Here is a 23256-nt window from a genome sequence, read left to right as displayed (position 1 = left end):
CCAGACAGGCGGCCTGCTGTTTGAACTCCGGGGAAGACGTACGGCGTTGCTCGCTCATCAGACACCTCTTCATGGCGACCATCTTCGCCTAAATCAGTGTCCGGATTCATGAGACCACTACAAAGAGATCCAATGCAGTCGGACGGAACATTGCGAGAAGCAGGCCTTCTGGAAAAGGCCCATTCACTACTTCGAAGAAGACGAATAGAAAGAGCGCATCGCATCACGCCCGCGCTGTCACATCCGTCCGCTGCGTCAACTCCGACAGCACCGCTTCGATCGTCGTCGTACCAAAACGCCGTTCGGACGCTCCGGCTTCGACGTCGATGCGGCCCAGGTTGTGCGCATCGTAGAGGTCGACAATCAACTGGGTGTGGCGAGCGCTGAGCCCGGCTCGCTGCAACACCGCCGCCCATTCTTCGCGCGGCAGGGCATGCGCTTCGATTGTCCGGTCCAGCACGTCGCCGAGTGCGCTCGCGACATCCCACGCCGAAACGCGCCGCGGCCCCTCGATGCTGACGACTCGCGAGGTCGGTGTGGGCGCTTCGTCCTGTAGCAGCGCCGCGGCAGCCAGGCCGACGTCGCGCGCGGCGACAGTCGGAAAACGCTTCGTGAGCGGATGATGCAGGCTCGGCAGCACGCCGGCTGCGCGCGCCGCCGGCAGTACGCGCGCCCAGTTCTCCATGTGCTCGGCCGAACGCAGCAGGATCAGGTTCGACGTGAGCGGCTTGACCTGCTGCTCGAGATAGTGAAACAACCGCGTGATGCCGGTGTTCTCATCGCGTTCCGCGCCGTAGTCCGACAACACCAGCACGCGCGTGGGCGGCCGCGCCCGCAACGCGGCGGCGCTCACGTCGATCATGTCGCGCATGGTGGCTGCGGGGTCGTGGGCGCCGTCCGGAACCGGACACAGCATCTGCACGGCCTGGGCGCCGCGGATGGCGCGCTCCACGGACTCGCGATCGTTCAGGTCTACCGTCATCACCTCGCAGCCCAACGCCTCGAGCGACGGCGCATGACGCCGGTCGCGTACCACGGCGCGCACGCGGCGGCCCGACTCGCGCAACGCGGTGACGGTTGCACGTCCTACATTGCCTGATGCCCCGAAGATGACGAACACAGTCGGCTCCTTGTCTGTACGTTGACGGTAGAGCCGCATGGTAGGGAAGCGCGGCGCGCCGCGCGCTCAGGCAAAGATGCCCATGAGCAGATCTGGATGACAGACTGAGCGATGCGATGGCCGGCATCCGCTGCAGCCTCTTGCGAGGCAACCCTCGAACCGAAGCCAGTCGCTGCAGCCGCCGCCAGGACGCAGCACAATGCAGGAATTCACCGTTTCGGAAGGCCCCCGCGATGAGTGCAATCCCCGCCGTTTTGAAGCAGAATCCCTCGCCGTTGCCAAGCTCGGCCGTGAGCGTGCAATCGAGCGCGGCGCTCGGCTGGCAGGGCTTCGGCGCCGAGCTATTGCAGATTCCGGCGGGCGTGCATCGCATTCCCGCCGCGGATCATCACCGCATTGGCGTGCACGTGGGCGCGGCGGTGAAGGCGAATTGCGTCTGCAACGGGCGGCGCAGGCCGCGCATCCAGGCACACGGCGATGCCGACGTGGTGCCGGCTGGCCTCGACGGCGAATGGGCCGACGAGGCCGACTGCACACTGCTGCGCATCTGGCTCGGCGAGGCGTTCGTGCAGGACGTCGTCGGACGGCTCGACCTGAAACCCTCGCAGGCGCAACTCCAGCCGCAGTTCCAGTTGCGCGACAAGCGTCTCGAGCACCTCGCGTGGGCGCTGAGGGCAGAACTCGACGCCGACGACGCATCGAACGCCCTCTATGCCGAGAGCCTGTGCACGGCCATCGTCGTGCGGCTGATCGAAGGCGTGCCCGTGGCCGGCGCGAAGCGCCGTACGCTTGCCCCGGCCATGGCCGTGCGCGTGGCCGACTATATCGAGGCGCATCTGGACCAACGCCTCACGCTCGCGGACCTCGCCGCGGTGACGCACCTCAGCGTGCCGCATTTCAAGGTGCTCTTTCGCGAGACCTTTGGGGCGCCGGTTCATCAATACGTGGTGCATCGGCGTGTGGACCGCGCGAAGGGATTGCTGCTGGAAGGCCGGTTGACGGTAGGGCAGATCGCGCTCGAGGTGGGATTCGCGCATCAGAGCCATCTTGCGTCGTGGATGAATCGCCTGTTGGGGGTGTCACCGAGCGAGGTATCGAGGCACACCACACGCTTCGGTAACGCAACGTTGCAGCAGGACGTTTGAACTGGCCGGCGCCCTTAAGGGACGTCGCCGCCAACAGGCCCACAAAGATCTTGCTAAGGGCCCATAACGGCTTCTCCAGACGCACTCTTTTCCCTCTTGATGGATGTGCAGGCAAAGCGGAGCAAGGCCCGGGAAGGCCGCGTCCGAACCCAATATCGCCGGCCAGTGCCACGGTTTTTCAATGCTTAACAAACCAGGCCTCAGGATTTGACAATCTCTGACAATGCCGTGACAGATTGCCGTCCACAATGATCACAAGTTTTGCGAATGACGCGGGAATGACGCGGTTTAGCTACGGGGGCTCAGGCTGGTATCGACGGTAGCTGGGGCGACGGGGCAGGGAGAGAAGAAGAGCGAACGCCAGTTCGCCATGACAAGAAAAACAATAGAAAAGAACAACAGCCGGAATGGCGGCGGTCGTAAAAAGGGCGGCGGTAGTGGCAAACGGATGGGCCGTGCAGTTTGCGCTGCCGCCGCCGGTTTTTTCGGAGTGCGCCGAAAGGCGTCGAGGCATGACGAAAGACGAACAAATGAGCGAGGGAGGCCACGATGATCTGCATCAGCAGCAGTTTCGCAAGCGCATCCAGGCATGCGGCAAAGTGGGTGCATCGGTCCGCTGCTGGACGCGTGTACACGAGAGCGATCGCCACCATCCGCTGGAAGCGTCAGACGTTGCGCCGCTTGGCGTGAACGTGGCGGCCGCGCGCCGATGCTTCGAACGCGGACGCGGAGTGCCGCCGATTTTGACAATCTTTAAATTTTCGGTTTGCTGACTTCTTATACTGTGCGCCATGTCGCGGCTTAATGCGCGCCGCGAGGTGGTCATGGACAAGGCGAACGGGACGACGCCGCAACAGGCCTGCGACGAAGGTCAGAAGGCGGGCCTGATCGCATTAGCAAAACTCCGTTCCGAATGCGCGGGTGCTCTGCGATAAGAGGGTAGGGGTTTTCGATTATCATGAACGCCCCGATCGCAAGCATGAGCAGTCAAGCGTCGAGCGCGCCAATTCAAGGGGTTCACAGCAATGTCATCACGGCATTTCCTCGCCCCTTTTCATGATTGCATGATTGCGCCGCGCGGCCACGAGCGGCTGTGGCCCACGCTTTTAACCGTTAATGGGAGACAGTCGCGGACAAAATCGCGGCCAGAGCGCGAAGGAAGCGCTCAGGAAATGGGCGGATATTCGCCTCGCCATTCACCAACGATGGACAACGAATTTGCGTTGCGGGGTGTTATGAGAATTGCGGTTCTCGATGACGATCAGGCTCAGACAGAATTTGTGTGCCAGACGCTCTCGACGGTTGGACACATCTGCCACTCGTTCTCGGAAGGGCGCGAGCTGGTCAAGCAACTGCGCCGGCAGACCTTCGATCTGCTGGTGCTCGACTGGAACGTGCCGGACATGTCCGGCGAAGAGGTGCTGCGCTGGGTGAGGCAAAGTCTCTCGGAACGGCTGCCGGTGCTGTTCATGACGAGCCGCAGTCGTGAGACGGACATCATGTCGATCCTCAACAGCGGGGCCGACGACTACGTGGTGAAGCCGGTCACGGCGGGCATGCTGCTCGCGCGAGTCGGGTCCCTGCTGCGGCGCGCCTATCAGATCAAGCCCATGGCGTTGAAGGAAACCTTCGACGACTTCGAATTCGACTTGAGCGCCAAGCAGGTCAGCGCGAGAGGCAAGGCGGTGTCCCTTACGAACAAGGAATTCGAGCTTGCACTGCTGCTGTTCCAGCACCTGAGCCGGCCGCTCTCTCGCGCGCATATTCTCGACATGATCTGGAAGCAGGACACGGACATTCCGTCACGCACCATGGACACGCACATCTCCATGCTGCGCGCCAAGCTTGGCCTGCGGCCCGAAAACGGCTATCGGCTGACGCCCATTTACGGTTATGGCTATCGGCTGGAGCGCGTAGAAAAGGGGGATGAGTGACGCCGGCCAGCCTCGCGCCGACAATGCCGAAGCATTCGCATACCGTTGGACAGCACGGCAACAGCGTGGTGGAGGGTTTTGTCACGCAAGGACTGTCTGGTCGCCGTTGCGCGGGGAACTCGCGCGCGGTGATGCCGGGTGCGAGCCTTGCCGCGCTTGTCATGGCATTGAGCCTCGCGTGGGCGCTCCCGACCGAAGCCCGTGAGCCCCGGGCACAGCCCGCCGGGCAACAGACCACCCCCTACGTCACCCGCAAGGGCGACACGCTCTACGACATCGCCGCGCGCTACTTGCGCGACTCCGGCGACTGGCGCACGCTCGCACGCCTGAACCACGTCGGCACGCCCGGGCATCTGCAGCCGGGCGTCACGCTGCGTCTGCCCGTCGCGCTGCTGCGCGAGGAGCGCGTCGCGGCGACGGTCGTGGCCACCAGCGGTCCTGTCGAACGGGCCTACGGCAACGGGGGCTACACGCCGCTGGCCATCGGCATGAAGCTTACCGAAGGCGACCGCATCCGCACCGGCCACAACGGTTTCGTCACGCTCGAACTCGAAGACGGCTCGCACGTGAGCGTGCCGCAGGACTCCACGATCGGCCTCGACCGGTTGCGCCAGACGGTCTTTACAGGCTCCACCGATCGCCTCATCCGGCTCGAGCGTGGCGAGGTCGATAACGAAGTCACGCACGCCACGAAGAAGGACAGCCGCTTCCAGATCCGGTCGCCGTCAGTGGTGGCGGGCGTGCGCGGCACGCGCTTCCGGGTCAATTACGACGCCGGCACGCAGGTGAGCGCGGTGGAAGTGCTCGACGGGGCCGTGGGCGTCGACGCAGCGGGCGCTACGCCACCGCCTGCGGGCGCGCCGCTGGCCGCGTCGGCGCAACTCGTGAAGGCGAAGTTCGGCAGCGTGACGCGGGCGGGGGCGGCAGCGGGCGCGCCCCTGGCGCTGCTGGCCGAGCCGTCGCTGGCGCAGCCGGGCAAGATCCAGGACGCACCGGACGTGGCCTTCGACCTCGTGCCACTCGACGGTGCGCGCAGCTACCGCGTGCAGGTGGGCCGCGACGCGGGCCTGCTCGACGTGATCCGCGACCAGCGCGTGGACACGCCGCACGCCACATTCGGCGATCTGTCCGACGGGACCTACTTCGTGCGCATCAGCGCAATCGACGCGAACGGTCTGGAAGGCCTGCCTCAAACCTATGCCTTCGAACGCCGGCAGTTCAGCCTGACCACCTCGGCCACGGCGCGCGCGGACTCGCACGACTATGTGTTCCGCTGGCTGACGGGCCGCCCGGACGTGGCCACGCGCTATCGCCTGGTGCTGGCGACGACGCCGGACCTGGCGCGGCCGCTGGTCGATCAGACCGACGTCACGGGGGCGGAGGTGGTGGTCCAGAACCTGCCGCGCGGCGTCTACTACTGGACGGTGATCGCCGAGCAGTTCGAGCATGGCCGTTTCTACCAGCAGGCAAGCGCGGTGCAATCGTTTACGCTCACGTGGTGAGCCTGTCCGTCGCAAGCACTTTGCTGTGCGAGCGCGGCAGCGCGTGGCGCCCGAGCAGCGTCGCCGAACCCGGCGGCGCACGAATTGCGGGACGCCGGAACCCCTTGATGCGGAAGCCTCGATGAAATTCCCGCCTGTGACGGTCCGCCCATCGCTCATCGCGGCATTTGCGGCGCTCGCGACGGTCAGTCTTGCCGGCTGTGCCGACGTCAGCACGAATGTGCGCGCCACCAGCATGCCGCGCCCGCCCGAGGGCGACGCGACTTACCGTCTCGCGCGCACGGCTTCGCAGGAAACGAGCGACGTGCGTTTGCAGTACGAAGCGCAGGTACGCAGCGCGCTCGCGAGCTATGGTTTTCGCGACGCCGGCTCGGCGGGCGCCAATCCTCGCTATCTTGTCTCGATCGCTCACGCCACGCGCGCGGCGTCGATTGGCCTCGACGTGCCCGAATGCGGCGACGCGAGCGGTTCGTGCAGCATGCCGCCGTCGTCGGGATTCTGGTTCTTTCTGCGCAGCTACGTTCACGTGCTCACGTTGCGCTTCTTCGACCGCGAGGCTGCGCGCGAGGTCTACAAGGTCGTGGCCGTGAGCCGCGACCACGATGCCGACGCGGCTCACGCCGTGCCGTTCCTCGTGAAGAGCGCGTTCGCCGAGTTCCCCTACGCGGGCGCCGGCGTGTGGCGCGTGAAGCTGCATCCCGCGAAAGACGGCGCGTTGCCCGGCGTGGTGTCGATCAAGCCGCTGGCACGTTGAAGCACGGCGGCCGTGAACGGCCAGCCCGCGCGCGGGCGGCCCGCCAGAAAGCCGAACACTCGAAGCAATTTTCCCCAGGCGTCGCGCCCCGGTACGCCGTATGCTGGCATCGCGTTCGATAGCCAACGAGGAGAAAACGTATGTTCCATCACATCGGTTTGAGGGTGTCGGATCTGGCGCGCAGCGTGCGTTTCTACGAGCAGACGCTCGCGCCGCTCGGTTTCGAGCTATGCATGCATGAAGGCGACCTGGCGGGATTGGGCAAGCCTGGGCATCCGCAGCTGTGGCTGCATGCGACTCACGACGATGCCGCAACGCCGCGCGGTGTCCATCTTGCCTTCGAGGCGGTGAGCCGCGACGCCGTAGCGCGTTTCCACAGCGAAGGCCTTCGCGCGGGCGGCAAGGACAACGGCGGCCCCGGCTTGAGACCCGAGTACAGCCCAACGTACTACGGCGCGTTTCTCATCGATCCGGACGGCAACAACATCGAAGCGGTATGCATGCGCGACGGCGCGTGAACCGTGCTCGCGCCGAATATCTGGAGCATTCGTAGCCTTTCACCCAACTGGGCCGCACGCTTCCATGTGTGCGGCCTGGCCGGTCCAGCGTGCGATCAGCCAGCCGTATCGGCGCTATCGCCGCCATCGCCGCTATCGCCACCATCGTCGTGCCACCGGTTTTCGAACACACAGGTGTCGAGCGCGCGGCGCTCGGCCCAGTGCTCCATTTCCAGCATCGGTTGCGGATAGAACGCTTCGACGTGGCCGAGGCACAGAATCGCCACCGGCTTCGCGCCCGCCGGCATGCCGAGCAGCGCGCGCACGGCATCGACGTCGAACAACGACACCCAGCCCATGCCGAGCCCTTCGACGCGCGCTGCGAGCCACATGTTCTCGATCGCGCAGGCCACCGACGCGAGATCCATCTCCGGCATCGTGCGGCGGCCGAACACGTGCGGCTCGCGCCGGTCCATCAGCGCCATCACGAGCAGCTCGCCGCATTCGAGCATGCCTTCCACCTTCAGCTTCATGAACTCGTCGCGGCGCTTGCCGAGCGCGTCGGCGGTGGCCATGCGTTCGCGCTCCACGATGGCGTGCAGCGCCGTGCGCACCGCGGTGTCGGTGATGCGCACGATGCGCCACGGCTGCATGAAGCCCACGCTCGGCGCGTGGTGCGCCGCGTCCAGCAGACGCGCAAGTACTTCGGGAGCGACCGGTCCGGGCGTGAAGTGGCGCATGTCGCGCCGCTCGTAGATGGCGCGATATACGGCTGCGCGTTCGGCGTCGTCGAAAGGCTGGGCCATGGATCAGGGCGGCAGAAAAGGCGTGTGGAAAGGCCCGTCACCTTATCACGGCAGCCCCGCCGCCGCGCCCTGGGAACTACGCGGGCGCGACGACGGGTTGGCTCAGGATGTGCCTCGGGTTTGTCGCAGGTCAGCGTCGAACCTCAGCGCATGTCGGCATACGGCGTCAATGCACCTCGGCGTGCGACCCGCCGGCTTCCGTACGCGGCTGCGTGGCGGCGCTCACGAGCGCGAGCACCACGACGTTGAGCGCGAGCGCCAGCAAGCCGATGTTGATGTCCTTGAGCGCATCCGGCAGGAACGGCAGCAGTTGCGCGACGCTGATGTGCATGACGGTGGTGGTCACCACTACGGCCACGCCCGCCACGATGCCGCAGAACACGCCTTGTTTCGTGACGCGGTTGTGCGCGGCGAGGCTGCACACGAGTCCGGGGAACAACTGCGTGACGAAGTTGTAGCCCATCAGCAGCAGCGCCACGATGGTCTCGCCGCCATGCAGCGTGAACAGCACCGCGACGAGCGCCACGATCGGCACGAAAAGCCGGGCGAGCCGGGCGATAACGCGGTCGTCGGCGCGCTTGTTGAAGAGGCCGCGATAGACGTCGTTTGCAAGCAGCGTGGACGCCGTGGTGAGGATCATCGATCCCGGCACGAGCGCGGTCAGCACACCGGCCGCGCCGATCACGCCGACGAACCACGGGTCGAACGTCATGAGCGAGAGCCTGAAGAGCGACAGGTCGATGTCGCCGCCCTTGAGGCCCGGCACCTTGAGCGACGCCGCGAAGCCGCAGAAGAACACGAACAGCAGGATCAGCTGATACAGCGGCAACACCATCGCGTTGCGCCGGAAGATGCGTTCGTCCTTCGCGGTGTAGACCGAGCCGAACGTGTGCGGCCACATGAAGAAGCCGAGCGCCGTGAGCAGCACGGTGGACTGGAACCAGATCACGCTCGACCCCTTGGCCGGGAACGCGAGGAAGCCGGGCTTCGCGGCGTCGATGGCGTGGAACATTTCGCCCAGGCTGCCGTAGTGATGAATCGGCAGATAGATGCCGAGGAATAGCACGACCGCGAGAATCATCAGGTCCTTCACGACGGAGTTCCAGGCCGAGCCGCGCACGCCGGACACCATCACGTAGGCCGTCACGACCGCGGCGCCGATCCAGATGGCCGCCGTCGAAGGAATGGCGCCGTACGACGCCGTGGACACGATGATGCCGAGCCCTTTGAGCTGGAGCACGAGGTACGGCACGAGCGCCGCGACGCCGACCAGCGCCACCAGCACGCCGAGCGCCGGGCTCGCGTACTTGCGCGCGAAGAAATGCGGCTGGGAGACGAGCCGCTCCGCCTTCGCATAGCGCCATACAGGCGGCAGCAACCAGTACGAGAGCACGTAGGCGAGCGTCGCGTACGCGAGGATGTAGTAGACAGGCGCGCCTTTGCCGTACGCAAAGCCGCTGCCGCCGAGGAACGTGAACGTCGTGTAGATCTCGCCCGCCATCAGCAGGAACACGAACGCGGTGCCGAAGCTGCGGCCACCCACGGTCCATTGTTCGAGATTCATGTCGTGGCCGCGGCGGGCCCGCATGCCGAGGTAGAGCGCAAGCAGCGTGACGGCGGCAATGATGACGAGAGCGCTGCTCATGAACGCACCTCCGGTGCCGTGCTTCGGACATCCGCGCCTTGGGGTTCCCGGTTGGCGGGGTCGAGCCGATAGACGATCGCCATGATGACGGCCGTGAGCACCACCCACAGCACGATCCACGCGAGCACGAGCGGCATGCCGAGCACGAGCGGCTCGACGCGGTTCACGAACGGCACGCCGAGCAGGATGCCGATGAAGGGCAAGGCAGCAAGCAACCGGAAGGACATGAGCGACTCCTGGAACGGGGTGGATGCGTCGGAGACTGCGTGTTATCCGTTCGACTGTATGCCCGCCGGATCGGCCAGGTAAAGCAGATCAAAAATAGTGAAGGCGCTTTGAAAGGCGTCCGCGCATCGGGACACACAGGCCTTTCGATGCATCCGGAACGTGTGCGTCGCAGCATGCTTCCGGTGCCCGGGCCGCCCATCCGGCCGCGTCGCGCAGCATCGTTTGCCCGTACCGGCATGCGTGATCCAGGTGCTTGCCGATGCGGTTACACTGCTCGCATTTTTAACCTGCGTTCAACCCACGTTTTCCGGACTCGACCACAGCATGATAGAAAGCCTGATCTCCGACATCCTGTTCGGCTTCACGGGGCTCATCAGCATCATCAATCCGCTCGGCGTGGCGTTCGTGTTTCTGGACCGCACGGCATCGCTTTCCGACGCGGAGCGGCGCTTCCTCGCGCGTCGCGTCGCGATCAATGCGTTCTTCGTGCTCATCGTCGTGTTCTTCGTCGGCACGCCCATGCTGCATTTCTTCGGCATCTCGATCGAGGCGCTGCGCATTGGCGGCGGCCTCGCCGTTGCGGTGGGCGGCTGGCAGATGCTCAACGCGCCGGACACGCGCGTGCGCATGAACGAGACCGCCTCGGCCTCTGCCGTGCCGCAGGTCGAACCGGAGTCGGCCACGGCGAAGACCTTCTTCCCGCTCACCGTGCCGCTCACCACGGGCCCCGGCACCATGGCGACGGTGATCGCGCTGAACGCGAACCGCACGCACAAGCTCTCCGAGTTCCTGCTGTCGGGCGTGGCGTCGTTCGCGATCTCGGGGCTCGTGATGCTCGTCATCTACTACACGTACAGCCGCGCCTCAGTGCTCGCGCGCTATCTGGGCGCGGAAGGCACGCGCGTCGCGCTGCGCGTGTCGGCGTTCCTGCTGCTGTGCATTGGCGTGCAGATCATTCTCACCGGCTTCGAAGGCTTCCTTGCGCCCATCGTCGATGCCCACATGGCGGCGAAGTAGGGCGAGATTCGCGCTTCACCGCAGAGGTGGCCGCTGCTGTCGCGCTGCCTGTCGTTTTGCCGCCTGCGAGAGCAGTTCGTCGAACAACTGCGGGTCCACGGGTTTGATGAGATGCATGTCGAAGCCGGCTTCGCGCGAGAGCGCGATGTCGCTTTGCTGGCCGAAGCCCGTCATCGCGGCGAAGTACGTGTCGGCCAGTTCGGGCCGCTGGCGCAGCACCCGCAGCGCGGCGTAGCCGTCCATCTTCGGCATCGCGATATCGATCAACGCAACGTGCGGCACGAAGCGCTCTGCCTGGTCGAGCGCCGCGGCGCCGTCGTAGGCCACGCGCACCTCATGACCCTTGAGTTCGAGCAGCATGGCGAGGCTGTCGGCGGAATCGCGGTTGTCGTCCACTACCAGCACCCGCAGGTGCGCGTCCGGCACGGCCTGCACGGGCAGCGGCGGCGGTGCCTCCTCGGGCTCGCGGGGGCCGCGCGGCAGCCGCACGATAAAGGTGCTGCCCGTGCCGTGCCCGTGGCTCATGGCCGAGATCGTGCCGCCGTGCAGCTCCACGAGCGAGCGGCACAACGTGAGGCCGATGCCGAGTCCTTCGTCGAGCGCGTCCTGCCCGGTGCGCTCCTGGGTGAAGAGGTCGAAGATCGATTCGAGCGCTTCCCGGCGGATGCCGCGGCCCAGGTCGCGAATGCGGATCTCCACGGTGCGCTCTTCCACCTCGACGTTGATGGCGATGCGGCTATCGGTGGGCGAAAACTTCGCCGCGTTGTGCAGCAGGTTCTGGAACACCTGCACGAGCCGGGTCATGTCGCCCCTGAGCAGCACGGGCTCCGCAGGCAGGTGGACGTCCACGGTCTGGCCGCGTCGCGCCGTGAACGGCCGGGCGGCCTCGATGGCGTTGCCGATCACGTCGCCCAGATTCACGGACGCCTGGCGCAGCTCGATCTTGCCGGACGTGATGCGGCCCACGTCGAGCAGGTCGTCCACGAGGCGCGAGAGGTGCGCGATCTGCCGGTCGATCAAGTCGCGCGAGCGCGCCACCCCGGCCGGCACGTCGCGCTCGATCTGCATCGAGCTGATGGCGTTGCGCACCGGCGCGAGCGGATTGCGCAGTTCGTGCGCGAGCGTGGCGAGGAAGTCGCGCATGCGCTGGCCCGAGCGTTCCAGTTCGTCGCGGTGCCGGCTCTCGGTCATGTCGCGCGTGATCTTGGCAAAGCCGGTGAGGCGGCGGTCGGCGTCGTACACCGCCGTGAGCGTGACGTTGGCCCAGAACATCGAGCCGTCCTTGCGCATGCGCCAGCCTTCGTCCACGAAGCGGCCGCGCCGCTTCGCCGTTTCCAGATTGCGCCGGGGCTTGTCGGCGGCGATGTCCTCGGGCACGTAGAAGGTCGAGAAATGCCGGCCGACGATCTCCGTGGGCTGATAACCGTGGATGTTGGTCGCGCCGCTGTTCCAGCTCACCACCTGGCCGGTCGGATCCAGCATGAAGATGGCGTGGTCGTTCACGCTTTCGATCAAGAGCCGCAGGCGCTCCTCGCTTTGCCGCAGCGCGTCCATCTGGCGGCGCCGGTCGGTGAGGTCGCGCACGATCTTCGCAAAACCGGTGAGTTCGCCGCGGCGATTGCGGATCGCGGTGATCACCACGTTGGCCCAGAACGTCGTGCCGTCCTGGCGCACGCGCCAGCCTTCGTCTTCGAAACGGCCCGTGAGCGTGGCCTGCTCCAGTTCGTAGGTGGGCCAGTTGCGCGCCACGGCTTCGCGCGTATAGAAACGCGAAAAGTGCTTGCCGATAATGTCTTCTGCCTCGTATCCCTCGATGCGCGCCGCGCCCCGGTTCCAGCTCGTGACGAAGCCGTTGCTGTCGAGCAGGAAGACCGCGTAGTCCTCGATCGAATGGACCACCGCTTCGAAGCGGTCATCGGCATCTCCTCTGGGCGCCGCGCCGGACGATGGGGCGCTGTGGCCCGCGTGCGGGCGAGATGGGTGGTCGGTCATAACGTCCATCTAATGTAATTCTTGCCAGCCAGAGATACACGCCGGCAACCCCCGGCACGTGGGGCAGGCGGCGCCGTCTGGTCGCGTTTTCCACGCACGCGTTGCAGCGCGCCGCCCGCACCACTGCAACCCATTGGGGCATGGGATAAGCAGTTTGCATGCCGGAAAGCGACATCGTGCGAGCGCAGTGGGCATCGAATGTGCTTGCACGCAAGGATTGCGCGGCCGGCCCGGGGATGCCCGGCGCCGGCCGTTGTCGCCCGATATCGGAGAAACGGGGGCCGGCGGCTCGGACCGCAGCCTGGAGAACCGCAAATGGACACGCAGGCGGGAAAGACTTTCGCCGATCTTGCGAACTGGCTGGAACGCAAACGATGGCTGATCACACGCCGCTGGTTGCGGCTCGTGCGTTCCGATCCTGCCATCGAAAACACCGGACGGCTCACCAATGCGCAGCTCATCGACTATTTGCCGCAGGTCTTCGACGAAGTCTGCCAGGCGCTGCGCGCGGCCGTGCCGCAGGCGAGCTACGGCCAGGTGGAGCGCGACGCGCGCCAGCACGGCAAGCACCGCTGGCAGCACGGCTATCAGCTCGATGCGCTGTTTCGCGAACTCGACCTGCTGCAGAAATGCACGCAGCAGGCCACGCGCGAGTTTTTCGCGCACCGCGCGCACCGTGACGACACACAGCCGCGGGCGCACCAGCTTATCGAAGACCTGTTCAGCGCCATGATCTACGGCGCCATCCGCCAGTTGCTGGAAGAGCAGAACCAGCGCGTGAACGACTCGCTGCGCGCCCGCGACTTCGCGTTCGCGGCGCAGCAGGACAGCGAAGAGCGGCTGCGCATCGCCGCCGCGGCCGCCGGGCTCGGCATTTTCGAGTGGGACGTGGAGACGGGCGAAGCCGTCTGGGAAAACGCCCGCATGTACGAGATCACCGGGCAGCGTCCCGAAGACGGGCCGATGTCGAGCGAAGAGTTTTTCGGCTGCGTGCATCCCGAAGATCTGGAAGAACTCGTGTCCGAGGTGCGTGCCGACGACGTGCCGGGCCGCCAGGTGAACGCGCTCTTTCGCCTCTTTCGCCGCAACGACGGCGCGCTGCGCTTTCTCGAAATGTGCGGCAGCTTCCGCTACGCGCCCGAGGGCGACGCGAACGCGTTCATCGGCACGCTCGCCGACGTCACTGACCGCAAGAGCGTGGAGGACGCATTGCGCGAAGTGGACCGGCGCAAGGACGCGTTTCTCGCCACGCTGGCGCACGAGTTGCGCAATCCGCTTGCGCCCATCCGCAACGCCGCATGGGTGCTCAAGCGCAGCGAGGCCGAACTGCCGCCGCAGGCGCGCTGGGTGCCGGGCGTGGTGGACCGGCAGATTCGCCACCTTTCGAGCCTGATCGACGACCTGCTCGAAGTCTCGCGCATCACCACGGGCAAGATCACGCTCAAGCGCCGCGTGTTCGATCTGCGCGAAGCCGTGGCGGGCGCGCTCGAAATCAACGCGCCGCACGCGGAGGAACGGCATCACCGCATCGCTGTTTCGATGCCGGACGCGCCGGTGTATGTGGACGCCGACGTCACGCGGATCACGCAGATCGTCTCGAACCTCGTCGACAACGCGCTCAAGTACACGCCCGACGGCGGCGACATTCGCGTCGCCGTGCGCACCGAGGGTCGCGGCGCGGGCGAGCGTGCGCTGATCGAGGTGAGCGATACGGGCATCGGCATTTCGGCGACCGAGCTGCCGCATGTGTTCGAGCTGTTCGTGCAGGCCGAGGACCGGCCGGGCCGCGCGGTGGGCGGTCTCGGCATCGGTCTTTCGGTGGTGCGCACGCTCGCCGAGATGCACGGCGGCGAGGCGATTGCGTCGAGCGCGGGCATCAATCGCGGCAGCCACTTCAGGATCCGCCTGCCCGTGGCGCAGGCTGGCGCGGTGGCCGCCGTCACCGAGCCCGCCGCGCCGCAAACCAGCGCGCGCCGACCGCTGCGCGTGGTGATCGTGGACGACAACCGCGACGCCGCGGAGTCTCTCGCCATGGTGCTCGACATGCACGAAGTGCGCACGGCCGCCGATGCCGACGAGGCGATCGAGCGGGTGAGCGCGCTCTCGCCGGTGGACGTCGTGCTGCTCGACATCGGCTTGCCGGGCATGGACGGCTACACGCTGGCGCGGCGTCTGCGCGAATTGCCCGGCACGGGCGGGACGGCGTTCGTCGCGCTCACGGGCTCGGGGCGTACCGAGGACATCGCGCGTTCGCGCAGCGAAGGTTTCGCCGAGCATCTCGTGAAGCCGGTTGACCCGCTGCGCGTGATCGAACTGCTCGACTCGCTTGCCGCTGCCACGCGAGAACGCGAGGGCAGCGGAAGCGGCGGAAGCGGCGCGGGGCAGCTCGACGGGAGTCGCGCGTAACGTTCGCCCGGGCGCGTCAGGACACACTGTCCACCCACCCTTCAAGGCGCGCGCCCGAACGCTTCGCGCAGCTTCTTTTTGGCGCGCTCCAGCGTCGTGCGCCGGGTTTTGGGCAGGTGCCTGCCGGCGCGATTGATGTAGAAATTAAGCATCGACATCGCCGACTGAAACGGCGTGCCCTTGCGTCGCTTGCTCGCAAGCGACGAGCGCTTCAGCGACTCGGCAATCTCGTCGGCGCTGCCGCTGCGGAAAACGCCTTGTTCGAGATCGAGCGCATCGCTCTTTTCCATGACTTCATGTGACCAGCGGCGCGTGCTGGTTTTGGCTTTGCCTGCGTCCGGTTGGGTGCGGGCGTGATGTTCCTTCGCCTGCGCGTGCCGCTGCCGGGGCGGACGGCCGCTGCGTGTGCGCGTGGAAGGATGAGCGGAGCGAGTGGTGCTCATGGCGAGGAGTCTCGGGACGATATGGGGGGATCCGGTTAGCGCTTTGATGTGGCCGGGTGAACGCTTGCGCTTTGCAGGCGGCTCATCGGTCAGGATAAAAGCTCGCTCATGCCGTTTAGCAGGCGTTCAGCAAGGGGTGTTCCAGAGACCGCGCAGAAGGGCCGGAGAAGCCGGCGCAGATGGAGCGTGAGCGAACGCGCCGAATGCGCCAACGCCATAACGGCACCACAACATCAACGCGCCGGGTGCTGGTGATGCTCTTCGGCCATCGCGCGTGCGGCGCGTGCCTGTTCGAGGCGCTCGGCATCGAGCACTTTGCGGCGCATCGCGAGCACATTGGGCGGTGCCGGACGGCGTCGTTTGAGCGCTGCACCGATGCCGGCGATCAACGGCCATGTGTCGCGCCACAACGCATGCTCCCGTGCGAGTACGCCGAAGGCCCGCAATGTGGCGCCCACGGCGCTCGCGAGCGGCAGCCGCTGCCACGCCACCCAGGCTGCATGGCGTGCGGCGATGCGCCGTCGCAGGCGGGCGTCGGGACCGTCGCTGCGATGGTTGGCGCGCCTGCTATTTTCGCCATCGTTGCCGCCGCCGTTTTCACTATCGCCGCCCGGATAGCGGCGTGCCACCACGCCTTCGCCGTAGACGATCGCGTGGCCCTGCGCGAGAAGGTCGAGCGCCACGCGTTCTTCGTCGCCGCTCGCAAAGCGCAGCGGCTCGTCGCCGTTCACGGCGAGCAGGGCCGCGCGCCGGAACACGCATGCGCCGGCCAGGTAGCTCGTGAGCGCGGGGCCGGGCAACCCGTTTCGATCCAGCGGACTCGCGCTCAGGCGCGTGCAGCGCGCATCCGTCTCGCCCTCGTCGCCAACCACCACGCGTGCGCTCAGCACCGCCACGCGCGGCGCGCTATCGAACACACGCACGGCCTCGGTGAGGGCGCCCGGTTCCCACCAGGTGTCGTCGTCGGTGAATGCCACGTAGTCGGTGTGCGCGAGGGCCACCGCGCGGCTGTGCGCCGATGCGCCAAGGTCGCCCAGACACTGGACGATGCGGACCGAAGGAAAGAGCGAACCGATCAGCTTCACGGTAGCGTCGGTGGAACCGTTGTCCGCCACGATCAGGCGCGGCGCGTCCGGCAGCGCGAGCAGGCGCGCCACCGTCTCCAGCACCACCCGCACGCGGTTATGCGTGAGCACGACCACCGTGATGCGCGGCACGGATTCGGGTGCGGCGAATGCGTTGGACGGGTTCATCGCTAGCCTTGCGCGGAATGGGAACAACGCCAGGGGAGAAGGCCGGAAAACAGGCAGCGCGACATGTCGTGATGTTCGCTGTGGTCCGCTGTGGTCCGCTGCGGCTGCCATGGTCACGAGCATACGCCGTTGCCGCACGTCGTGTGGAAGGTGCGATGACGGCACTTTCCCTGGGGCGATGCAAGCCGGCGCAAGCGGGTGGGAGGCATCCGTGTCTGCGTTCGGGGCGCTTCCTGCGACCCCTCGCATACGGAGTGCCCAGGCGGCGAACGGCGTCGCTGGAAGTCGCTCATTCGGGAACGGGGCGTGCTGTTTTCGCAGGGACGCAGCTTGCGCTCGCGGCGCGCGCCGCGTCGGTGCGTTGAAAAACGCGCATCGGCCGGAGACTGTGCGCACAGACCGGCCCGCAGACGGACCAACAGACCAACCACCAGACCGACCAACGCGCGCTACACCAGCGCGCTGAAATACTTCCGATTCCTCAGGAGACTTCCATGGGTCACTATGGACAATACGAGCTGCAACTGCACGAGCGGGATGTGCCGATGCTGCGCGCGCTGCCGACGAGCGGCAACGGCACGGACAGTGCCAGCGGCACGATCGAGCTGACCGAAGCGAAGGCGCGTTCGGGCCGCACCTTCGCGGTGCTGCGCACCGACTCGCTCGCGCGGCTCGCGGAATGGCGCGGCGTGCTGGACGAGCACGAACGCCCATATCGCGTCGTCAATCGCCGTGCCGGCCACGCGCTCGACGCGAACGCACCGGACTGGTGAGCGCTGCCGTGAGACGCCGCGCAATGGAGGGGCGCGGGTATCCGGCAGATATCGGGCACCGGGGCGATTCAAGGCCGCGCCGCAACCTCGTCGAGATGGTGCAGCAGATCGGCGGGATCGTCGTAGACGCGCAGCGCGCCTGCGCGCTCCAGTTCTTCCGCCCCGTATCCACCCGAGAGCAACCCAACGCCGAGCGCCCGGCAACGGCGTGCCGCGAGCATGTCCCAGATGCTGTCGCCCACCACGACCGTGTGTTCGATCGGCACGTTGAGCCGCGCGGCGGCTGCGATGAAGAGATCCGGGTCGGGCTTCGCATACTTCACGTCGTCGCGCGTAACCACGGTGTTGAGTGCCGGATCCACGCCGAGCGCTTCCAGATTCACCGCCGCGGTTTCGAGCCGGCCGCTCGTCGCAATGGCCCAGCGCGTGCCGGCTTCGCTCAACGCATCGAGTAGTGCGCGCGCGCCCGGCAGGGGGCGCACCTGGGCACGCAGACGCTTGTAGGCATCGGCATGCAGTTGCCGCAACCGGTCCACGCGCGCGGGGCTGATGTCGCCGCCCGTTTCGCGCAGCAGCTGGTTCGTGAACAGACCGCCGCTCATGCCGATCTTGCGGTGAATGCGCCAGACCGACAGCTCGATGCCTTCCTGGTCCAGCGCCTCTTTCCATGCGAGCACGTGTTGATAGACGCTGTCGACGAGCGTGCCGTCGAGATCGAACAGAAACGCGGTTTCAATGCGCATGAAGGGCTCCGGCGAGAGGCGTGCGGCGCCGCGAGACTACGCCCGGCGAGGCCGCACGAGGGGAAGGAAAAAGCGAGCAGCCAGTGTACCCGCGTTGCCGCGACCGATGCGTGGCAGCCCGCATCGGCCGCGCAATGGCGATGCGCCTGGAGCGCTTGCATGGTTCGCACGCTCGATGACTTCATCCCGCGCTCGCACATTCAGCTACAACACGCGCGCGCTGGGCCACGGCAGATGGGAACACCGCTTGCGGGTCGGTGAGCTCCAGGACTAGCAACAGAAGAGGGGCTCATGAAACCGGCTTTGAAACAGATGCTCGTCGTCTCGTCTATCGCATTGATCGCAATGGGCGGCACCGGCTGCAAGCGCGCCGACAACAGCAGCACCGACACCAACAGTTCCGCGGGCGCGAGCGGCACGGCGGCCGCCGGCGGCATGAACAGCGGCATGGGCGCAGCGCCGGCCTCGGCGGCTTCGGGCCTCGCGCCGGCGTCGGGCGCGAGCCAGTAATGGCGCGGTGGTTGGGCGGTGGGTTAGCCCGTGGGTTGGCAGATAGTTGTCGACGGACGGACGCGCAGCGGTAAGAGCCGATGCGAACGCGAGGCCTCGCGCGATGCCCCGTCCGGCTTCGTTCGCGTCGTCCACTCGGGTCGACCACCTTACCCGCCGCGCACGTGATGGTCGGACGCCATGCGGCATTGATCGATTCACGCCATCGCCGGTTAGGCCGCGCGGTTGCGCGCTTCGTCGTGCAGAGCGAAATTGCCGTCCACGCCAACGACGCCGACGACGCGTTCGCTGCCGTCCGGCGCGACGATCACGGCCGTAGCGGCATTGCGCCTGTTTGCAGCAGTCGTGGCGACGGGTGGATCACAAAGGCACCGTAGGTGACGGTGGTGTGAGTGGAGCGAGTGGGGTGGGTGAGGTGAGCGGGCATTTCGGGTTGGTGCGTGGGTAGGACAACACACGCGGATACACCGTCGTGCTTTCATGCCATTAGCGCGGCAGGACAGAGGCGCCCCGGCGGACGCAGCACGGCGCGAATAGCGTCTCGCGGCCCCGACCGGGTAACCCCCACAGGGCAGCGCCCACCGTGCAGCACGTGCTGCACGACTGCGCGCCACACGCAGCACACCATCGAGTGCGCCGCCATTCCGGCCACCGGCAAACCACCTGAAAGACGGACGGCGGGCAGCACGCAGTGGGGAGGCATCATGGAAGACAGATCATTTTCGGGGCCCGACAGCTGGGACGTTCACGCAACCCGTCTCGCCGACGCAGGCAGTGCACCCGGCGTGCCGAAGGGCGCGCACACGCACTACCAGGCGAATGTGTGCGGCGGCGACTTCAAGCACGTGAAGGAGCGTTTCAACGAGTGGAAGCAGCAACCGCTCGTGTTCCAGCACAACCGCCGCATGTTCGAAGGCAAGAACGAAGTGCGCCGCGTATCCGAGCGCGTATTCGGCAACAGCGAAGCAGCGCAGAGCCTGCTGCGCGAGATGTGCGATCCGCACGCGTCGTACGCGCTCGCGGCGCACGTGCAGACCAGCGAGCGCGACCTGTGGCTCGTCATGGCCGCCTACGACGAGTGAGCGCGAGGCGGCGAGGGCATCAAGGCGTCGAACGATACGACACCGCGAGGCCGCGATGCTTCGACATTGCTACGCTGCCACGCAAAAGCGCGACGCCCGCCGCTACCGATACAACCGCGCCAGGGGCCGCAACGTGGCCTGCATCGCTTCGACCTCGTCGCGTTCGCCGCACGAAGCCTGGGCGCCATAGCGCGTGAGCGCGAGATGCGCAGCCGCCGCCGCGAAAAGCACGGCATCGAGGGGCCCGCGTTCTTCCGCGAGGGCAACGGCGAGGGCGCCGGCAAAGGCGTCGTCGGCGCCTGAGGTATCCACGATCGTGACCGGCTGCGGCGCGACGAACAGCGTGTTGCCGTCGAACACCGCCACGCAGCCGCCATGCGCCCGCCGCACGCAGGCGAGCGCGACGCCGCGTGCGTGCATCACCTGGGCAGCGCGCGCTGCGCTGTTGTCGTCGCTGACGCTCACGCCGCTCATCCGGCTGGCCGCCGTGTCGTCGGGCATGACGGCCGACACGTGCGCCCATAGCTTGCGCACGGCGCGCGTCGATACGCGGTCGCCCGGTACCGGATCGAGCACCACGCGAATGCCGCGCCGCGCCGCGGCCTGCAGCGCGCAGGTCACCGCAGCCGCCGAGATGTCGCAGCTCACCACGAGCACGTCGTCGGGCGCGAGCGCGTCGATGGCCGTGCGCGCAGCGGTGAGGTCGTCGTCGCTCCAGGCCGCACTTGCGTTGGGCGCGAAGACCTTGTGCTGGCTGCCGTCGGGCATGACGAGAATGGTGGCCATCGCGGTGGCGTGACCGTGCGCCACCCGCACGTGCGAGAGGTCCACGTTTGCGCGGCGCAGCGGGCCCAGCGCCTGGTCGGCCAGGTCGTCGTCGCCCACCATGCCGAGCACCTGCGTGCCGAAGCCGAGCAACTGCGCGGCGCGGGCCACGTTCGGACCCGTGCCGCCCGAGAGTCTCGCGAACTCCCGGCCCATCGCCATTTCGCCGTTGTGCGGCAACGCATCCACGCGCACCTGAAAGTCCGCGTTGATGCTGCCGACGCTCATGATCGTTGCCATTGCACCGCGTCTCTCGAGAATGCCGCAGGGGCGGCGCACGTCAGGGCGGTCCACGTAAGGGCGGCCCGCCCTTCATGACATGCGGGCTTGGCACTGCGGCGCCCGTATTGCTTCAAGCAACAGCCATGCCGGACGGTGCTCTCGGTCGCGTTGCATCGCATCGTTTTTCTGTCGTGCAGCGGCCGCGCCGAGACAGGGTTCGCGAATTCCTCGGGCAGGTCGTTCACGGCGATTTTCATTGGGATCATTTGGCGGCCCCGGCGGGCGCCGCCTGCAAACGGTGCGAGGTCTTCGGCGCCTGCCTCGCCGCCGACGCCGCGGCCGAAACACCCGACGGTCCCTCGGGCACGTCGGTGGGTCGTGTGTTGCGCGCCACGTCGGGGTAGAACTTCATGAGCGCGCGCAGCACGCCGTTGGTCCAGCCAAAGCCGTCCTGCAACGGATATTCGCCGCCGCCCGCCGCGCGGTTCGCCACGTCTACGTCGTACTTTTCCACGAGCTTGCCGGTGCGCTGGTAGTACGCAACGTTCGTACGGATCCAGCGCGTGGCGATCGTGCGTGCCAGTTCCGCTTCGCCATAACGGCGGAGCCCCATCACGGCGAGGTATTGCAGCGGCGCCCAGCCGTTCGGCTCGTCCCACTGCTGGCCAGTGTTCACGCGCGTGGTGGCGAGTCCGCCCGGACGCAGCAGCGCAGTCTTCAGCGTTTCGGCGACGCTACGTGCTTCCTCACGCGTCGCGACGCCGGCATAGAGCGGGTACACGGTCGCCGCGCTGAGCCGGTGCGTGAGCGTGCCGCGCGCGAAGTCGTAGTCGCCGAACGCGCGCAATTGCGGGTCCCAGAGCAGACGCCGGATCGCATCGGCGCGAATGCGTGCGTGCTGCTCCATGTTTTCGGCATGCGTGGCATCGCCCTGTACGCGATACGCCTTCGCGAGCGTGCGTTCGAGCAGGTAGAGCAGGCTGTTCAGATCGACGGGCACGAGCGACGTCACCTCGATGCTGGCAAGCGTCTTGCCGTCCGCGAACCAGCGCGAGCTGAAGTCCCAGCCTGTTTCGCCGCCCGCGCGCAGGTCGCGCCACAGCGAAGCGGGCTCGCGCCCCTTCACGGCCTGCGCGGTGAGCACGTCTTCGCGATACGACTCGTCGCGCGGCGTATCGCGTTCGTCCCAGTAGCGGTTCAGCAGCGTACCGTCGGCCAGTCGCACGAGATGTCGCGACGCGTGGCCAGGCGAGAGGTTCGTGCTGCCTTCCATCCAGTACGCGTACTCCGCCTTGAGTTCGGGCAGATAGCGCAGGTAGACCGCGTCGCCGTCGCGCTGCGCGACGAGTTCGACCATCTGCGCGAAGAACGGCGGCTGCGAACGGCTCAGGTAGTAGGTGCGGTTGCCGTTTGGAATGTGGCCATAGCGGTCGATCAAGGCGGCGAAGTTGTCGAGTTCGTCGCGCGTGAGATCGTGGCGCCCGCTCGTTTCAAGGCCCAGCATGATGAAGTACGAGTCCCAGTAGTAGATCTCGTCGAAGCGGTCGCCCGGCACGATGTACGGCTTCGGCAGCGGCAGCAGCGACGACCACGCGTTCTTCACCCTGTCGGGATTGCGGCGCAGTACGTTCCAGAGCGTATCGATGTGGCTCGTCACGTCCTGGTTCGGATCGCTCGTCCAGTTTTTCGCCTGCCGCCCCGGCAGCGTGAAATAGCGCGCGACGAACTGCGCGAGCGGGGACGACGCGCCGTTGCCTTTCGCCGCGCTCGATGCAACGACGGCAGCGGCCGCAGCAGCGGACCCCGACGCACCGGCTGCTTGCGATGCCGCTTCGTCCGGATGCTGGGCCCGGTATTGCGCGAACGCCGCCATGACCTGCTGCGGCGGCACGCTGGGCTCCATGTCCGCGAAGGTCTTGCTGTCGGGAAACACGCGTGCGAGTTCGACTTCGCGGTAGAGGTCGCCGTACAACTCGGAGGGCGGCACTGGCACGACCGGCGATGGCTGCGCATGCGGATTCGGCGCCTGACTCGCCTTTCCCGCGGACGCCGCCACGGCGTGGGGCAACGGAATGAAGCCATGCGAGAGCCCTGCCGCGTGCGGCGCAAGCGGCCACAGACACGCGAGGCACACTGCGGCGGGGCGCAGGCCGCGCAAGGCCGTGCGCCATGCAGCGATCGTTGGTGGCCGCCAGGTGCGCGCGACGCACAGCGCGCGGCGACGCATGACGTGGGCCGGAGGCGGCGACACGGTCCGTAGGGGTAGTGGAGCATCGGCTACGTGCGGGGCTGCGGCGCGCGGGCCGGGTGCGGCAGTGTGCAAAGACATCGGAGGCAAAATCGTGGCTCGCAGGCGGCC

At 66.8% G+C, this 23256-nt stretch carries 21 protein-coding genes; 11 read left to right on the top strand and 10 right to left on the bottom strand.

Annotated elements, in window-relative coordinates; all coding sequences use genetic code 11:
- Positions 1-223 precede the first annotated feature (223 nt).
- Positions 224-1120: an NAD(P)H-binding protein gene (locus tag PXJ20_RS25380; RefSeq protein ID WP_421032384.1), complete on the bottom strand. Its 897-nt coding sequence runs from the start codon at positions 1118-1120 to the stop codon at positions 224-226.
- A gap of 233 nt (positions 1121-1353) precedes the next feature.
- Here PXJ20_RS25380 and PXJ20_RS25375 point away from each other — a divergent pair, with 233 nt between their 5' ends.
- From PXJ20_RS25375 to PXJ20_RS25350, 6 genes are all read left to right on the top strand, one after another.
- On the top strand, positions 1354-2265 hold the full coding sequence (locus tag PXJ20_RS25375; protein ID WP_421032383.1) for a helix-turn-helix transcriptional regulator: 912 nt from the start codon (positions 1354-1356) through the stop codon (positions 2263-2265).
- Positions 2266-2777: 512 nt separating this feature from the next.
- Positions 2778-3038 (top strand): hypothetical protein, encoded by a 261-nt coding sequence (locus PXJ20_RS25370; protein ID WP_421032382.1) that lies wholly within the window; start codon positions 2778-2780, stop codon positions 3036-3038.
- Positions 3039-3500: 462 nt separating this feature from the next.
- The gene (locus tag PXJ20_RS25365) at positions 3501-4199 is read left to right on the top strand and encodes a response regulator transcription factor (RefSeq protein WP_017776056.1); all 699 of its coding nucleotides are present in this window, start codon (positions 3501-3503) and stop codon (positions 4197-4199) included.
- A 23-nt stretch (positions 4200-4222) separates the two neighbouring features.
- Positions 4223-5701, top strand: a complete 1479-nt coding sequence (locus PXJ20_RS25360) for a FecR domain-containing protein (RefSeq protein WP_421032381.1) — start codon at positions 4223-4225, stop codon at positions 5699-5701.
- 121 nt (positions 5702-5822) lie between these two features.
- Positions 5823-6455 carry a DUF4136 domain-containing protein gene (locus PXJ20_RS25355; protein WP_421032380.1) on the top strand — a complete coding sequence of 211 codons (633 nt, stop codon included), beginning with the start codon at positions 5823-5825 and terminating at the stop codon, positions 6453-6455.
- 140 nt (positions 6456-6595) lie between these two features.
- Complete coding sequence (locus tag PXJ20_RS25350) at positions 6596-6973, top strand: VOC family protein (protein ID WP_126879588.1); 378 nt, start codon at positions 6596-6598, stop codon at positions 6971-6973.
- Between the two features lie 95 nt (positions 6974-7068).
- Here the strand turns inward: PXJ20_RS25350 and bluB are convergent, their stop codons facing one another.
- The 3 genes from bluB to PXJ20_RS25335 all read right to left on the bottom strand — a co-directional run bounded on the left by bluB (position 7069) and on the right by PXJ20_RS25335 (position 9630).
- Positions 7069-7758, bottom strand: coding sequence for a 5,6-dimethylbenzimidazole synthase (gene bluB, locus PXJ20_RS25345; protein ID WP_421032379.1), 690 nt, complete (start codon positions 7756-7758; stop codon positions 7069-7071).
- A gap of 166 nt (positions 7759-7924) precedes the next feature.
- Positions 7925-9403 carry a sodium:solute symporter family protein gene (locus tag PXJ20_RS25340; RefSeq protein ID WP_421032378.1) on the bottom strand — a complete coding sequence of 493 codons (1479 nt, stop codon included), beginning with the start codon at positions 9401-9403 and terminating at the stop codon, positions 7925-7927.
- On the bottom strand, positions 9400-9630 hold the full coding sequence (locus tag PXJ20_RS25335; protein ID WP_017776062.1) for a DUF3311 domain-containing protein: 231 nt from the start codon (positions 9628-9630) through the stop codon (positions 9400-9402). Before PXJ20_RS25335 ends, PXJ20_RS25340 begins: the two co-directional genes overlap by 4 nt.
- 325 nt (positions 9631-9955) lie before the next feature.
- Between PXJ20_RS25335 and PXJ20_RS25330 the strand changes: the two genes are divergently transcribed.
- Entirely contained in the window at positions 9956-10648 is a 693-nt protein-coding gene (locus PXJ20_RS25330; protein ID WP_199541956.1) for a MarC family protein, read from the top strand.
- Between the two features lie 15 nt (positions 10649-10663).
- On the opposite strand, the gene PXJ20_RS25325 is transcribed toward PXJ20_RS25330, so the two are convergent.
- The gene (locus tag PXJ20_RS25325; RefSeq protein WP_421032671.1) at positions 10664-12640 is read right to left on the bottom strand and encodes a PAS domain S-box protein; all 1977 of its coding nucleotides are present in this window, start codon (positions 12638-12640) and stop codon (positions 10664-10666) included.
- Positions 12641-12955: 315 nt separating this feature from the next.
- Here PXJ20_RS25325 and PXJ20_RS25320 point away from each other — a divergent pair, with 315 nt between their 5' ends.
- Positions 12956-15046, top strand: coding sequence for an ATP-binding protein (locus tag PXJ20_RS25320; protein WP_421032377.1), 2091 nt, complete (start codon positions 12956-12958; stop codon positions 15044-15046).
- Between the two features lie 41 nt (positions 15047-15087).
- Here PXJ20_RS25320 and PXJ20_RS25315 read toward each other — a convergent pair whose 3' ends face one another.
- Entirely contained in the window at positions 15088-15489 is a 402-nt protein-coding gene (locus PXJ20_RS25315; RefSeq protein ID WP_421032376.1) for a DUF3175 domain-containing protein, read from the bottom strand.
- 233 nt (positions 15490-15722) lie between these two features.
- Complete coding sequence (locus tag PXJ20_RS25310) at positions 15723-16742, bottom strand: glycosyltransferase family 2 protein (protein ID WP_421032375.1); 1020 nt, start codon at positions 16740-16742, stop codon at positions 15723-15725.
- Positions 16743-17236: 494 nt separating this feature from the next.
- Between PXJ20_RS25310 and PXJ20_RS25305 the strand changes: the two genes are divergently transcribed.
- Entirely contained in the window at positions 17237-17515 is a 279-nt protein-coding gene (locus PXJ20_RS25305) for a hypothetical protein (RefSeq protein ID WP_199541952.1), read from the top strand.
- A 68-nt stretch (positions 17516-17583) separates the two neighbouring features.
- Here PXJ20_RS25305 and PXJ20_RS25300 read toward each other — a convergent pair whose 3' ends face one another.
- The gene (locus PXJ20_RS25300) at positions 17584-18258 is read right to left on the bottom strand and encodes an HAD family hydrolase (RefSeq protein WP_017776069.1); all 675 of its coding nucleotides are present in this window, start codon (positions 18256-18258) and stop codon (positions 17584-17586) included.
- Between the two features lie 291 nt (positions 18259-18549).
- Here PXJ20_RS25300 and PXJ20_RS25295 point away from each other — a divergent pair, with 291 nt between their 5' ends.
- Positions 18550-18768 carry a hypothetical protein gene (locus PXJ20_RS25295; RefSeq protein WP_233411619.1) on the top strand — a complete coding sequence of 73 codons (219 nt, stop codon included), beginning with the start codon at positions 18550-18552 and terminating at the stop codon, positions 18766-18768.
- Positions 18769-19472: 704 nt separating this feature from the next.
- On the top strand, positions 19473-19850 hold the full coding sequence (locus tag PXJ20_RS25290) for a hypothetical protein (protein WP_421032374.1): 378 nt from the start codon (positions 19473-19475) through the stop codon (positions 19848-19850).
- Between the two features lie 102 nt (positions 19851-19952).
- On the opposite strand, the gene PXJ20_RS25285 is transcribed toward PXJ20_RS25290, so the two are convergent.
- A complete protein-coding gene (locus PXJ20_RS25285; protein ID WP_421032373.1) occupies positions 19953-20903 on the bottom strand; it encodes a PfkB family carbohydrate kinase in 951 nt (316 codons plus the stop codon).
- Between the two features lie 256 nt (positions 20904-21159).
- Positions 21160-23124 carry an alpha,alpha-trehalase TreF gene (treF, locus tag PXJ20_RS25280; RefSeq protein WP_421032372.1) on the bottom strand — a complete coding sequence of 655 codons (1965 nt, stop codon included), beginning with the start codon at positions 23122-23124 and terminating at the stop codon, positions 21160-21162.
- Positions 23125-23256: the final 132 nt, after the last annotated feature.

This window comes from Paraburkholderia sp. A1RI_3L (assembly GCF_048957895.1).
Lineage (GTDB): Bacteria > Pseudomonadota > Gammaproteobacteria > Burkholderiales > Burkholderiaceae > Paraburkholderia > Paraburkholderia kururiensis.
Note: the sequence above shows the minus strand (reverse complement) of the source record. Positions and strands in the feature narration are given on the sequence as shown.

Coding starts and splice junctions, on each gene's coding strand:
- PXJ20_RS25375 (WP_421032383.1), top strand. CDS start 1,354: ATGAGTGCAATCCCCGCCGTTTTGAAGCAGAATCCCTCGCCGTTGCCA.
- PXJ20_RS25370 (WP_421032382.1), top strand. CDS start 2,778: ATGACGAAAGACGAACAAATGAGCGAGGGAGGCCACGATGATCTGCAT.
- PXJ20_RS25365 (WP_017776056.1), top strand. CDS start 3,501: ATGAGAATTGCGGTTCTCGATGACGATCAGGCTCAGACAGAATTTGTG.
- PXJ20_RS25360 (WP_421032381.1), top strand. CDS start 4,223: ATGCCGAAGCATTCGCATACCGTTGGACAGCACGGCAACAGCGTGGTG.
- PXJ20_RS25355 (WP_421032380.1), top strand. CDS start 5,823: ATGAAATTCCCGCCTGTGACGGTCCGCCCATCGCTCATCGCGGCATTT.
- PXJ20_RS25350 (WP_126879588.1), top strand. CDS start 6,596: ATGTTCCATCACATCGGTTTGAGGGTGTCGGATCTGGCGCGCAGCGTG.
- bluB (WP_421032379.1), bottom strand. CDS start 7,758: ATGGCCCAGCCTTTCGACGACGCCGAACGCGCAGCCGTATATCGCGCC.
- PXJ20_RS25340 (WP_421032378.1), bottom strand. CDS start 9,403: ATGAGCAGCGCTCTCGTCATCATTGCCGCCGTCACGCTGCTTGCGCTC.
- PXJ20_RS25335 (WP_017776062.1), bottom strand. CDS start 9,630: ATGTCCTTCCGGTTGCTTGCTGCCTTGCCCTTCATCGGCATCCTGCTC.
- PXJ20_RS25330 (WP_199541956.1), top strand. CDS start 9,956: ATGATAGAAAGCCTGATCTCCGACATCCTGTTCGGCTTCACGGGGCTC.
- PXJ20_RS25325 (WP_421032671.1), bottom strand. CDS start 12,640: ATGACCGACCACCCATCTCGCCCGCACGCGGGCCACAGCGCCCCATCG.
- PXJ20_RS25320 (WP_421032377.1), top strand. CDS start 12,956: ATGGACACGCAGGCGGGAAAGACTTTCGCCGATCTTGCGAACTGGCTG.
- PXJ20_RS25315 (WP_421032376.1), bottom strand. CDS start 15,489: ATGAGCACCACTCGCTCCGCTCATCCTTCCACGCGCACACGCAGCGGC.
- PXJ20_RS25310 (WP_421032375.1), bottom strand. CDS start 16,742: ATGAACCCGTCCAACGCATTCGCCGCACCCGAATCCGTGCCGCGCATC.
- PXJ20_RS25305 (WP_199541952.1), top strand. CDS start 17,237: ATGGGTCACTATGGACAATACGAGCTGCAACTGCACGAGCGGGATGTG.
- PXJ20_RS25300 (WP_017776069.1), bottom strand. CDS start 18,258: ATGCGCATTGAAACCGCGTTTCTGTTCGATCTCGACGGCACGCTCGTC.
- PXJ20_RS25295 (WP_233411619.1), top strand. CDS start 18,550: ATGAAACCGGCTTTGAAACAGATGCTCGTCGTCTCGTCTATCGCATTG.
- PXJ20_RS25290 (WP_421032374.1), top strand. CDS start 19,473: ATGGAAGACAGATCATTTTCGGGGCCCGACAGCTGGGACGTTCACGCA.
- PXJ20_RS25285 (WP_421032373.1), bottom strand. CDS start 20,903: ATGAGCGTCGGCAGCATCAACGCGGACTTTCAGGTGCGCGTGGATGCG.
- treF (WP_421032372.1), bottom strand. CDS start 23,124: ATGCGTCGCCGCGCGCTGTGCGTCGCGCGCACCTGGCGGCCACCAACG.